12 protein-coding genes are annotated in these 12,777 nt (G+C 57.2%); 10 read left to right on the forward strand and 2 right to left on the reverse strand.

The genetic code is table 11. The features are described 5' to 3' along the window. Positions 1-7 precede the first annotated feature (7 nt). Positions 8-1,177 (forward strand): helix-turn-helix domain-containing protein, encoded by a 1,170-nt coding sequence (locus tag AC50YL_RS25255; RefSeq protein ID WP_494835617.1) that lies wholly within the window; start codon positions 8-10, stop codon positions 1,175-1,177. Positions 1,178-1,253: 76 nt separating this feature from the next. On the opposite strand, the gene AC50YL_RS25260 is transcribed toward AC50YL_RS25255, so the two are convergent. After that, positions 1,254-2,162: an RraA family protein gene (locus tag AC50YL_RS25260; RefSeq protein WP_494835618.1), complete on the reverse strand. Its 909-nt coding sequence runs from the start codon at positions 2,160-2,162 to the stop codon at positions 1,254-1,256. A gap of 315 nt (positions 2,163-2,477) precedes the next feature. Here AC50YL_RS25260 and AC50YL_RS25265 point away from each other — a divergent pair, with 315 nt between their 5' ends. From AC50YL_RS25265 to AC50YL_RS25280, 4 genes are read left to right on the forward strand one after another with little or no spacing between them, the layout of a single operon-like run. Further along, positions 2,478-3,440, forward strand: a complete 963-nt coding sequence (locus AC50YL_RS25265; protein WP_494835619.1) for a carbohydrate ABC transporter permease — start codon at positions 2,478-2,480, stop codon at positions 3,438-3,440. Further along, positions 3,437-4,267 carry a carbohydrate ABC transporter permease gene (locus AC50YL_RS25270; protein ID WP_494835620.1) on the forward strand — a complete coding sequence of 277 codons (831 nt, stop codon included), beginning with the start codon at positions 3,437-3,439 and terminating at the stop codon, positions 4,265-4,267. The genes AC50YL_RS25265 and AC50YL_RS25270 overlap by 4 nt, the downstream gene beginning before the upstream one ends. A gap of 37 nt (positions 4,268-4,304) precedes the next feature. Further along, on the forward strand, positions 4,305-5,642 hold the full coding sequence (locus tag AC50YL_RS25275) for an ABC transporter substrate-binding protein (RefSeq protein WP_494835622.1): 1,338 nt from the start codon (positions 4,305-4,307) through the stop codon (positions 5,640-5,642). Positions 5,643-5,677: 35 nt separating this feature from the next. Beyond that, positions 5,678-6,640: a mannonate dehydratase gene (locus AC50YL_RS25280; protein ID WP_494835623.1), complete on the forward strand. Its 963-nt coding sequence runs from the start codon at positions 5,678-5,680 to the stop codon at positions 6,638-6,640. A gap of 211 nt (positions 6,641-6,851) precedes the next feature. On the opposite strand, the gene AC50YL_RS25285 is transcribed toward AC50YL_RS25280, so the two are convergent. Next, positions 6,852-8,240: a mandelate racemase/muconate lactonizing enzyme family protein gene (locus tag AC50YL_RS25285; RefSeq protein WP_494835624.1), complete on the reverse strand. Its 1,389-nt coding sequence runs from the start codon at positions 8,238-8,240 to the stop codon at positions 6,852-6,854. A gap of 364 nt (positions 8,241-8,604) precedes the next feature. On the opposite strand from AC50YL_RS25285, the gene AC50YL_RS25290 reads away from it, so the two are divergent. From AC50YL_RS25290 to AC50YL_RS25310, 5 genes are all read left to right on the forward strand, one after another. Then, on the forward strand, positions 8,605-9,081 hold the full coding sequence (locus tag AC50YL_RS25290; RefSeq protein ID WP_494835625.1) for a hypothetical protein: 477 nt from the start codon (positions 8,605-8,607) through the stop codon (positions 9,079-9,081). A 287-nt stretch (positions 9,082-9,368) separates the two neighbouring features. Further along, positions 9,369-10,103, forward strand: a complete 735-nt coding sequence (locus tag AC50YL_RS25295) for a GNAT family N-acetyltransferase (protein ID WP_494836012.1) — start codon at positions 9,369-9,371, stop codon at positions 10,101-10,103. Between the two features lie 51 nt (positions 10,104-10,154). Continuing rightward, positions 10,155-10,952 carry a phosphotransferase family protein gene (locus AC50YL_RS25300; protein WP_494835627.1) on the forward strand — a complete coding sequence of 266 codons (798 nt, stop codon included), beginning with the start codon at positions 10,155-10,157 and terminating at the stop codon, positions 10,950-10,952. Positions 10,953-10,957: 5 nt separating this feature from the next. Further along, positions 10,958-11,122 (forward strand): hypothetical protein, encoded by a 165-nt coding sequence (locus AC50YL_RS25305; RefSeq protein WP_494835628.1) that lies wholly within the window; start codon positions 10,958-10,960, stop codon positions 11,120-11,122. Positions 11,123-11,458: 336 nt separating this feature from the next. After that, positions 11,459-12,661 carry a macrolide family glycosyltransferase gene (locus tag AC50YL_RS25310; protein ID WP_494835629.1) on the forward strand — a complete coding sequence of 401 codons (1,203 nt, stop codon included), beginning with the start codon at positions 11,459-11,461 and terminating at the stop codon, positions 12,659-12,661. Positions 12,662-12,777 lie beyond the last annotated feature (116 nt).

Consider the following 12,777-nt stretch of genomic DNA (forward strand, 5'->3'; position numbering starts at 1 on the left):
ATCGACTATGCTTCGCGAAGGACTGCTGTATGAAGACGATGTCATCCTGACGTGGATGAGAGACCGCTTTCTTCAGGATCTTGTTCTGGGACGCAAGCAGAAGAGCGAGAACGTGAAAGAAGGCTTGTCCTGCCTGAGTTTGAATCCGTACTTTACGTATCCGGCGCTGGCGCTGCTGGAGCCGGCTTCGTCCGGCGCCGACGAGCACGAGCGCATCCTTCGCGCCGAGGAGATGCGGGATGATTTGCAGCAGCGGGCCATGCGCGGCAGCATCGTGTTCATGGACGACCGGAACCGGATCGGACTGTTGTTCTCGTGGGTATCCGCCGGGCATTTGGAGGCCGTGCAAAGCATGCTCAGCCAGCGCTTCGGCCAGCCGATCAACGTCGGCGTCGGCAATCCCTGCAGCCGTCTGCGCGACGTCCATCAATCGTACGGGCAGGCCGACCGCGCGCTGCAAAACAAATTTTACCGCGGAACGGGCAAAATCGTCCATTACGGCGATCTTCCTCCGTACGCGGCGCTCGGCGACTACCCGGCGGACATGGAGAAAGAGCTCCATGACGCCTTGAAAGCGGCGGACACGGACGCCGATATCGAAGAAGCCGTCGAAGCCTTCTATCAAGCCTTGCTCGAGCAAGGACCGATCGATATTCAGGCGATGTACGAATTGACGGCCCGGCTGCTGATCGGTTCCGAGAAGAAGCTCCTTGCCGGCGCCAATTATGACAGCGCTTGCAATAAGTGCGAGGTCATGTCGATCGTCAAGATGCAGACGCTGGAGGAGATCAAGGCGTACGTCAGCCATTTCTTCGTCGGCGTGAGAGGCGCCATGCTGCCCGATCAGAAGGAGAGCCACCGCAGCATCATCAAGAAAACGATTCACCACATGGAGCAGGAATACCAGGCGGTATCGCTGCAAAGCGCGGCGCGGAAGGTGTATATGACCCCGACCTACTTGAGCCTGCTCTTCAAGCTGAATACCGGCAGAACCTTCATCGAGCATTTGACCCACATCCGGATCGAGAACGCCAAGAAGCTGCTGTGCAGCACGCATTACAAAAATTACGAGGTCGCCGAGCAGGTAGGGTATCAAGACCCGCGGTATTTCAGTCAAATCTTCAAGCGCAAGGTCGGCTTGTCGCCAACGGATTACCGGGAATCCGTCGGCAAATAACGCCGCGCGAAAAGGACTTTGGAAACGGCCGGGCCGTTCGTCCAAAGTCCTTTTTTCGTTGGTTGCGGGAAGGCTGTTACAGCCGCACGTCATGCCGACGGTCGCCGCCGTCGTCCGACTTTGCGGCTTCTTCGAGCTCTTTCTCCCACGCCAGATGCTGATAATCCTTCGCGGACGGGTCGCCGCGGAACCAGGTGACGAAATCGTTCCACAAGGCCGAATTCCATGCGGCATCGATCTGGGCCGTGGAGTAGACGCCTTCCTTGAGGCGGACGAAGCCGAAGATGTCCCGCACCTGCGACTTCTCCGCCTGCGCGACCGTGAGCTCCGCGAGGTGGGGCGGGATGAAGATGACGCCGGAAGGGGTGCCGAGCACGACGTCGCCGGGCAGGCAGATCGCCCGGCCGATGCGCGTCGGCACGTTCATGCCCACCATCGTGACGTCCGCGATGGCGGTCGGGTCGCTTCCCCGGTAGTAAATGTTGATGTTCTCGATCTCGGCCACCTGCTGATTGTCCCGAATGCCGCCCCAGATGACCGCGCCTCCCCGCTTGGTGCGGGTCGATATCGCCGTGGACAGATTGCCGCCCACGTACGTGCCCAGATGGACCTTGTCGAACATATCGATGACGGCGACGTCGTCCTCCGCGAGCGAATCGATCACCCACTGGTTGAAGAAGCCTTTGCGGCCTTCCTGCTCATGGCCGTAGCTCAGCAGCGTCTCGTGCAGATCGGGGCGTTTGGGGACCAAGACGGCCGTAACCGCCCGGCCGACCATGATGTTGTCCGGATGGACGATCTTGAGATCACCTTCGAATTGAAAGGCGTAGCCTCTGTTCCAGAGCGGACCCCAGGCTTCCTCCAAGGTGATCTTGCGCATGCGGCGCAGCACGTCCTCGGGCACCTTCGGGCGGCCGTTCGGGAACCGCTCTCCTTGCCAATGCGGCGTAAGCTGGACGATATCTTCGGGATTGTCGAATTTCATGCGGAGCACCTCTTTCGCAAAGTATGGTGGGCGTTTGCGGCGTTCATCGGCCGGATGCGGCCGGCTCTCGAGTCTATTGTTAGGGACGGGCGGACATTTGTCGATGCGACATTCTTAAGGCCTTTTCCGGCGCCCGCATAATTATTTCCCCCCTATCCGGCCGGCCGGAGCGAAAAGAAACCCCTGACGGACAGATTGTTAAAATAATCCGACCATTTCATAATTTCGTCGCCTTTCCCCATGTAACCGCTTTCGATAAAGTAAAGAAGCATCCAAACACGCATCGATCATGACAACGCCCTGAGGAGGAGATACATGGGTACTGCTGAACCGTTATCGCAGGCAGGCTACGCAGAGGCGGTAAGAGCTCCCGGCAGAAAGCGCAAGAACAAGGGAGAAACCAATTTAGCCGGTTATCTTTTCATTTCCCCGTGGCTGCTCGGATTTTTTCTGCTGACGCTATGGCCCATCGCGCAATCCTTCTACTTGTCCTTCACGGACTATTCGCTGCTGGAAGCGCCCGTCTGGACCGGAACGTCCAATTACGCCAACATTTTCTCCAATGACGCGACCTTCACCAAATCGCTGAGCGTGACGTTCGTCTTCGTGCTGATCTCGGTGCCGCTGAAGCTGTTCTTCTCGCTGATGGTCGCGATCGCGCTCTCCAAGAACATTCGGGGGATGAACCTCTACCGGACGGCGATCTACTTTCCGTCGCTGATCGGAGGCAGCATCGCGGTGGCCGCGCTTTGGCGCAACATGTTCGGCCTGGACGGTTACGTGAACCAAGTGCTGGCATGGTTCGGCATTCAAGGCGTCGGCTGGATCACCAATCCGGATACGTCGCTCGGGACGCTGATCCTGCTCAACACGTGGCAGTTCGGCTCGACGATGGTCATCTTCCTGGCGGGGCTCAAGCAAATTCCGCAGGAGCTGTACGAATCCGCCTCGGTGGACGGAGCCGGCCGCTTCCGCAAATTCGTCCGCATCACGCTTCCCATGCTCTCGCCCGTCATGTTCTTCAACCTGGTGCTTGGCGTCATCGGCTCCTTCCAGACCTTCACCTCGGCCTTCATCATCACCAAAGGCGGCCCGATCAATTCGACGTACGTCTATGCGCTGTTCCTCTACGACAAAGCGTTCAAGCATTACCAAATGGGATACGCGTCCGCGCTTGCCTGGATCCTGCTCGGCATCGTGGCCGCGCTGACCGTCCTGAATTTCCTGGCTTCGCGCTACTGGGTATTCTACGAGTCGGATGGGGGGAAGGCCAAATGACCACGATGCGGGGCAAATTATCCAACCATTTGTTCTTGACCGTCTTCTCCCTCCTGATGCTCTACCCGGTCATCTGGTGGGTCGGCGCTTCCTTGAAGAAGACGGTCGAGCTCGGGCTGCCCACGATTTGGCCCTCGACGCCGATGTGGGAGAACTACAGCAAGGGCTGGCATTTCTCTGGCGACTACACCTTCGCGCATTTCTTCGGCAACACGCTCCTGATGGAGCTCGGCAACGTCGCCGGCGGCGTGTTCACGGCGGCGCTCGTGGCGTACGGGTTCAGCCGGCTGCAGTTCAAGCTTCGCGCGCTCTGGTTCTCGATCCTGCTGCTGACGATGATGCTGCCCGGCCAGGTGACGGTGGTGCCGCAGTATATTCTGTTCAACAAGCTCGGCTGGGTCGACAGCTACGTGCCGCTGGTGCTGCCGCATTTCTTCGGCGGCGGCGCGTTCTTCATCTTCCTGCTCGTCCAATTCATCCGCGGCATCCCCCGCGATCTGGACGAAGCGGCCAAGATCGACGGCACGTCCGTGTACGGCATTTTCTTTCGGATCATCCTGCCGCTGATCAAGCCCGCGCTCGTCACGGTCGCGATCTTCACCTTCATCTGGAGCTGGGACGATTTCTTCGCGCAGGTGCTGTACATCAGCTCCGTCGACAAGTTTACCGTGGGGCTCGCGCTGCGCATGTTCATCGACCAGTTCGACATTCAATGGGGGCAGCTGCTCGCGATGTCCTTGCTGTCCATCACGCCTTCCGTCATCATCTTTCTGTTCGCCCAGAAGTACTTCGTCGAGGGGATCGCCACGACCGGATTGAAAGGGTAGCGAATCATGAATCGAAATCGAGAGGGGATTGCGAGTTATGCGCAGAAAAAGACCATCGGTTCTGGCTTTGACGGGTTTGACGCTGCTGCTTGCGGCGACGGCCTGCAGCAACGGCGGAGGAGGGAACGGCAACGACGGCGGCAGCGGGAACGTCGCCGGCACCAACGAAGGCGGCGAGACGAAGGCCGCGGATCCGGTCACGCTCGGCATGATGTGGTGGGGCACCGACGAACGCCACGAAGCGACCAAGAACGCGCTCGCGCTCTATACGAAGCAGAACGCGGGCGTCACCTTCAAGCCGGAATTCATGGCGTGGGACGCGTATTGGCAGAAGCTGCCGACGCTGGCGGCTTCCAAGACGATTCCGGACGTGCTGCAGATGGATGCCGCTTATATTCAGGAGTACGTCGCCAGAGGACAGCTCGAAGATCTGTCCGACATCGACTTGAGCGGGATCGTGGATCCGAATGTCGTGGAGAACTTGAAGATCGGCGGCAAACTATACGGCATTCCGCTCAGCCAGAACGCGCAGGGCATCGCGTTCAACAAAACGGAGCTGGAGCAGTACGGCATCCCGCTTCCGAAGCAGAATTGGACGTACGACGAGTATTTCCAATGGGCGAGGGACGCCCGCGCGAAACTGCCGGAGGGCAAATATCCGATCGGCGACTCGACGGACTGGGGCGGCTTCAACTTGTATCAGACGTCGATGGGCAAAGACCCGGTCATGGCCGATGGCGGCAAGAAATTCACGCTCGACAAGGACTTGTTCATGACCTACTACAAGACGTACGAAGAGTTCCGCAAAGCCAAGATCGTCCCGCCGGCGGAGAAGGGCGCAGCTTTCCTCGAGAACGACCCGCAGGCCGATCCGATGGCATCCGGCGTGGTCATGACGCGGGGCGCGACGACCGGTTCGGTAAGCGCATTGGAGCAGCTGATGCCCGGCAAAGTGGGCGTCGTGAACATGCCGACCGGTCCTTCCGGGGGAGGCTGGGCGCAATCGACCATCTTCCTGAGCGTCAGCGCCAATTCCAAGCACAAGGACGAGGCCAAGCGGTTCCTGCGCTGGTTCATCACGGACAAGGAAGCCGGCAAGACGCTCGGCCTGACGCGCGGCATTCCGATCAATCCGGACATCTACAAGGACCTGGAGCCGACGCTGGCGGAGAAGGACAAGCTGGGCAAAGAAATCTACGACCTGTCGGTCGAGAAGGCGCTGCCGTTCTATTCGGCCGCGGCCGGCTTCTCGGAATGGGTGGACACCTACAATAAAGAAATGCAGGCCGTCACGTACGGGCAGCAATCCATCGAGGACGCTTATGACAAGGTCAATAAGATGGGCATGGACCTGGCGGCGAAAGCCGGTTCCTAAATAACAAACGATACCTTACGAGAGGAGCAGCATTCATGCAGCTTGCGGAATTTTTCTCTTCCCAGCCGTCGCAATTGTGGCAGCTCGCGAAGCAGATGAACGTGAATTACGCCGTCGGAGGCCTGCCTTGGGAGGAGAAGACCGAGAAGCCGTGGGACCTGATGCCGCTGATCCGGATGAAGCAGCGGTACGCGGACCATGGGCTGACGCTGTCGGTCATCGAGTCGATGCCGCCGAGCAATCACATCAAGCTCGGCACGCCGGGACGCGAGGAAGAGATCGAGACCTTCCAGAAGTTCTTGATCAACATGGGGGCGGCCGGCATCCCGGTGCTCTGCTACAATTTCATGGCCCAGTTCAACTGGTTCCGCACGTCGACGACGACGAATACGCGGGGCGGTGCGCTGGTCTCCAGCTACGATCACAGCCTGATGAAGGACGCGCCGCTGACGGAAGCGGGCATCGTGACGGAGGAACAGCTGTGGGAGAACCTGCGGTATTTCATGGAACGGATCGTGCCGGTCGCGGAGGAAGCCAAGGTAAGGCTGGCGCTGCATCCGGACGACCCGCCGATCACGCCGATCCGTGGCGTCTCCCGCATCCTGCGGAGCGCGGCCGCGCTGCAGCGCGCGATCGATCTGGTGCCGAGCGCATACAATGGCATCACGCTCTGCCAAGGGACGCTCGCGACGGCCGGGGACGACATACCGCAGGCCATCCGCGAGTTCGCCAAGCAGGACAAATTGTTCTTCGTCCATTTTCGGGACGTGCGCGGCACGCCGGAGAAGTTCGAGGAAACCTTCCACGACGACGGGAAGACGAACATGCTCGAAGCGATGAGGACGTATTACGAGGTCGGGTATGCCGGACCCGCGCGGCCGGATCACGTGCCGACGATGGCCGGCGAGAATAACGACAATCCGGGCTACGAGCTGCTCGGCAGACTCTATGGCATCGGCTATATCAACGGATTAATGGAGGCTGCCGCGGCAGGGTGAGGCAACGGGCCGTCCTTTCAGTCAGGATAGTTGGCTGAAGGGACGGCCTTTTGTTGTATATCCATGATGAAAGGACCTCAAATTCCAAATGGAGTTTGAGGTCCTTTTTCGACTTGTGAGAAAGTGTCTTCATTCGCGGAAGCCGAAGTTGCTGGGAGCGGCAATGGATTCCGCTACAATCGTCGTTTGCCGCATTCGCTACTACGCGGCCTCAGCTCCAGAGCCGGTCATTGGAATAATGCTTGTTCCATTGCTCCGTCGGCGCCCACAGCTCCGGCATATCCGGGTGCAGATGCTGCGCGAGCACCTCGTCGTTCAGGTCGTCGATCCCGAGGCCCGGCGCGTCCGTCATCGCGATGAATCCGTTCTGTACCAGCTTCTTCGGCAGCTTGGCGCCGATGACGATGTCGTCCCACCAATCGACCTCGCAGGAGTGGTATTCGAGCGCAAGGAAGTTCTCCGTGGCGGCGGCGACATGCGCGGCCGCCAGGCAGGCGATCGGACTCTCCGCCATGTGGATGGCCATCGCGACGCCGTAATCCTGCGCCATATCGCCGATCTTCTTCGTCTCCAGGATGCCGCCCGCCGTCAGCACGTCGGGATGGATGACGGAGACGCCGCCGGCCTCGAGAAGCGGCCGGAAATTTTCCTTCAGGTAAATATCCTCGCCCGTGCAGATCGGCGTCGTTACCGCGCGCGCCAGCCTCCCGTACTGCTCCGTGTACTGCCACGGAATCATGTCTTCCATCCAAGCCAGGTTGAATTTATCGATGCGGCGGCCGAGCTTGATGCAATCCTCGAGGCCGATATGGCCGAAATGGTCGATGGCGAGCGGCACCTGGTAGCCGATCACCGCGCGAACGTCCGCCACGTATTGTTCGAGCATGTCCAGTCCCGTCTCCGTGACGTGGATGCCCGTGAACGGATGCGGGATATTGTAGATGTCGTAATGACGGTTAGCGATGTCCCGGATCTGATCGGCCGTCATGCCGCCGAAATTCTGGTTGTACCGGTTCTTGGATTTCTCCCGCATCTCTTCCAGAAAGCCGAGCGGCGCGCTGAGCGTCCCGGGGAGATGGATCAGCTGCCCGATGCCGAGGTCCATCTTGAGGAAGGTGAAGCCGGCGTCCATCCGTTTCTTCAGCGCTTCGCCCATCGCCGTGCCGGTCGCCTTGTCGACGACGTCCGTATCGCAGTACATGCGGATCTTGTCGCGAAATCGGCCGCCCAGCATCTGATAGACGGGCACGCCGTAGGCCTTGCCGGCGAGATCCCACAGCGCGATCTCGAGTCCGCTCACGCCGCCCCCTTGACGGGCATGGCCGCCGAACTGCTTGATCCGGCGAAACAGCTTGTCGATGTGGCAGGGGTTCTCGCCCAGCAGCCGGCTCTTGGCGATTTGCGCGTAGACCTTGTCCGCTCCGTCGCGGACTTCGCCGAAGCCGACCAGCCCCTGGTTGGTGCAGACCTTGATCAAGCTGCTGTGGAACGGCGCGCCGACGATGTCGGTGAAGCGGATATCGGTGATGCGGAGCTCCGTCGGACTCGAATGCGTATTTACGCGGGCAAGCGTGTCTTCGTAGGCTTGCTTGTTCGTCATTTCGTTCATCCCTCCTAAGCTGGATTCCGGCGGTCCGATCGCGGGAAGCGCCGAACGGCCGGATAGGAATTCGTTCTCTTCCGATGCGGAAGATGACCATTGCCTCTTAATCTTAGTGAACCAGGCGAGAAGGGGCGATGCCGTAAAGTTATGATTTCGTTTGTTTTTTTGAGAGGTCTTTCACGCTGTCTAGTTCCCTATCGAAGCAGGGTCGCGCCGCGGACGATCTGCCCCCATGAATAGGGACGGCCCCGGCGTTTATCTCCGTTAAGGTCTTGGAATCTCTTTCGCATATTCAATGCGCGGCGGAAGTATATATGAAATCAGATTGGCTAAGACTTTTATTAGAAGGCAGGTGAGACTCATGACTAGAAACCAAGACAGTCAATGGACGGAACAACAAGATCTGCTGCTCGGTCAAACGATACTCACGCATTTAGAGAATAACGGGACCCAGCTGGAGGGATTTCAGGCTGCCGCCCTCATCTTGCAGCGGACGCCTGCGGCATGCGGGTTCCGGTGGAATAAAGAAGTGCGCAAGAACTTTAGCGAACAAATGAGGCAGGTCAAAGAGAAAAAAGCCGAGATCAAAGGACTCAAGCCGCAGCGAGAGGTCCGCGAGAAGCGCAGCGCGCCGGAGCAGACGCAGGACGTGATCGCGCAAGTCACGCAGCTGATCGAACGGCTGGTAGCGGAAAACAAGGACTTGAAGGTGCAGGTAGAGAAGCGCGACGGCGAAATCGCCAAGCTCACGCACGTGCTGCAAAGAGCCAGGGAGAGCATCGATTTCTCCGAGGCGCTGCCCGGCGGGAAACGGAAAGCCCTGAAGGCGGACGCGTGAATCGCGGCGCGGGCGCCAGCTCGTAGCGGCTTCAAGATAAAATCCGCATCCGCGGATTTTCGTTTCTTATTTGCAAATAAGACGATGAAGGAGCCGTCGCGTGACGGCTTCTTTTCTGTTAAATTAAATGGGTAGAGCAGGCGCGTCCTTATTTTGATTTCCCTGCGTCTATCACTACGAAGGCCAAAGGAGAAAACATGTTAACGACCCCGCAATTAATAGCGATCGAACGATTGCAGCAAACGTGCGAAGCTCACGATCGGTTACGGCTGAAGCTTAACTGGGAAATGCTTCGAAAACGCGGATCTGACGAGACGCTGGATTTTTTCCATGTTGAACATGGCGAACTTATCGCGTTTTTGGGCTTATATCCTTTTGGTTCGACCGTCGAAGTCTGCGGCATGGTGAAACCGAGCGAACGGCGCAAGGGGCATTTCCGGCGATTGTTCCGGTTAGGCATGGAGAGAGCCGAGCAAAACGGCTACAAGAAAATCTTGTTGAACGCACCTGCCGGATCGGATGCGGCGAAGGCTTTCCTGCATAAACAAGGTGCCGAGTATGCATTTTCGGAGCATCAAATGGCGTGGCGGGAACAGCCTCTTGAAGACGCGAATGATATCCTCCTGCGGCAAGCGACGGCAGAAGATTACGAGATGCGCGTGCGCTTGACCGTTACGGCGTTCGGCGTGGACGAAGAAGATGCCAGGGCGATGGAAAGCAAGGTCTTTGCGGATAACACGGCTATGCTCATGATTGTCGTGCACGGAGAAACGGTCGGGAAAATCCGGGTGAGCCGGGAAGACGGGCAAGCGTGGATATACGGCTTTGCCATATTGCCGGAACATCGAGGCAAAGGAATTGGCAAAAAAGCATTGCGACGGGTCATTCAAGAGCAAAGCGCGGCCGGATATTCGGTGCACCTGGAAGTCGAAACGAAAAACAACCATGCGCTCGGGTTATATGAATCGGTAGGCTTTAGAGCGGTACATGCGCAGGACTACTACAACTACCCGCATGGATGACAACGGCTCCGTTAGAGTTGCAAGCGGAAAACGCCGCGAAAGGAACGAGGTATGAAAATCGGTCCGCTCCTTGGCATTGGTAATACCGCAAGCGTCTATGAATGGGGAATGGCCGAGGTAATCAAGATTATGCATGATCCGATCGGCGGCGTTCATGAAGCGGCGAAGGAAGCCCGTAATGCGGAGATTATTAACACGTACCCTCTTAGAACGCCTCGATTTTCCGGCATGATAGAATATGAGGGGAAGCCTTGTCTGATCTACGAAAAGGTCAAAGGGCCAACGATGCTCTCATCCATAGATTCAACGAAATTATCCGTATCCTATTATGCCGAGCTACTGGCCCGAATCCACGAGGAGTTACATCAAGTTCGGATCGATATCGACGCGAATTTAAAGCTTGAACTGTCAAAGTCCATTCGTATGTCCAAGATAATCAGCGAACAAGAGGAATCGATCGTCCTTGCGCTTTTGAAAGCTTTGCCTGACGGAAATGCGTTATGTCATTATGATCTTCATCCGGGAAACATCATTCTTTCCCCCGACGGGCCCGTCATGATTGATTGGCTGAACGCGTTGGTCGGACATCCGTTCGCGGACGTTGCTCGAACGTGCATGCTGATTAACGCGCATGCATTACCTTCGAATCCGCCGGCATGGTTAAAGAAGAGGGAATTTCGCGAGCTCTTCGGCGAAGCGTATCTAGTCGAATACGCTAAACGATCCGCCATGGACCGAAGCGAACTCGATGCTTGGCTTCTTCCGACATTGGCGGCTCGATTAAGCGAGCTAAGAGGCGAGAATCAGCGCGAGATATTAGATCAATTCCGATTGCGTTTAGGCGGGTGACCAATGTGTGGCTGCTGGACGGAGTTACTGGGTTTCTTATCGATGATTTGCCGAAGGTCGATGTTTCACGCTTTAAAGCGCTCTGTCACGCGTTGGCGACCCAGGCGAATGGGAAGTTTCTTTCTCTTGAAGATCCCCATGTATCCCGGAATTTTTATAAAGCTGTATAAGAATTGCATAACGGGAGTCTCAGTAAGGGAGAAATCGGCCAAGTTTTTTATCGGAATCCTAAAACGGTCGGGGATATCGTTTTTAATTTTTGGGACTAAGAATCTCTTCCTTCATATTCGCATGATTTCTCTAAGTCGCAAAATGTAACAGGATTGAAATCCAATCTTCATCTCATTTTAATGAAGGACGCCTATAATAAATCTCGACCCCCTTTAAAATATACACTTTAGACCCGCAGCCCGTTGCTGCGGGTCTCTTTTTTGCAATTTGCGCGTCGGATAGTATAGTGGAATCGAGGGATACGGAGTGAATAGTCGACCGGAGGAGCGATAGAATTGGCGCGCGTGTTATTTATCAACGGCGGATCCGAAGGACATATCAATCCAACGATCGGCGTGGTGCGGGAGCTTGTTTCGCGGGGCGAGGAGGTCGTGTACTTCTGCGCGGAAGCTTATCGGGCGCGCATGGAGAAGGCGGGAGCCGCGGTGCGGACATTCGACGGGCAGCGGGTTATCCAAGCCTTCATCTCGGGCGGAAGGGATTATCTGCTCGAAAGAATCAACGGCCTGCTGCTCACGGCGGATGTCGTCGTCCCGAGCGTGCTTGAACAGATCGAAGGCGAGCATTTTGATTACATGATTCATGATTCCATGTTCGGCTGCGGACGTATGCTTGCTCAGATGCTGAAGCTTCCCGCCGTCAGCTCCTGTACTTCTTTCGCGCAGACCGAAGCGTCATTCGATCAGCTGATGGAGGCGTTCTTCGCGACGGTTCCCGCGGATATCGCGAAACCGATCCAAGATCGATACGAAAGCCTGACGGCCATGGCGAAGGAAAAATACGGCGCGGACATTCGCTCTCCGTACGAAGCGTTTTGCAATCCCGCGCCGCTTACGATCGTTTATACGACAAGGGAGTTTCAACCCCATGGGGATGCGTTCGACCTCACGTACAAATTCGTCGGGCCGTCCATCTCTTCGCGATTCGCGCAAACAAGCTTCGACTTAACCGCAATCCAAGGGAAATCGCCGATTTACATTTCATTGGGGACGGTGTTTAACCAGGCCATCGTTTTCTATCAACGCTGCTTCGGGGCATTCGGAAACACGGAGCATACGGTCGTCATGTCGGTCGGGGATCGAACCGCGATCGCGGATTTGGGGGAGATACCCGGCAATTTCATCGTATCCAATTACGTGCCGCAACCGGATGTGCTGCAAGCCGCGAAATTATTCATTACGCACGGCGGCATGAACAGCGCCCACGAAGGGCTCTATTGCGGGGTCCCGCTGATCGTGATCCCGCAAGGCGCGGATCAGCCGATCATTGCCGGGCAGGTCGCCAAGACGGGAGCGGGCATGCACGTGCAAATGGAAGGCTTGACTGCCCGGCAGCTGCGCGAAGCCGCGGAGCAGGTATTAAGCCATGACGCTTACAAGAGCGCTGCGGCAACGATCGGGGAATCCTTTCGAAGATCGGGCGGGTATCGCCAAGCGGCGGATGAGATCTTCGCGTTCGGCAATCCGGCTCGCAGCTAAATAGCTCACCCCATGCAATCGGACATGCTTGAACGGGAAAGCTTAGACACCGCGGTTCTCCTTCCCGCCGAGCGAGCGCTACAGATGAGAACCATAGAAGAACTGATAAGCGGACT

The organism is Paenibacillus sp. J22P277, from assembly GCF_059383675.1.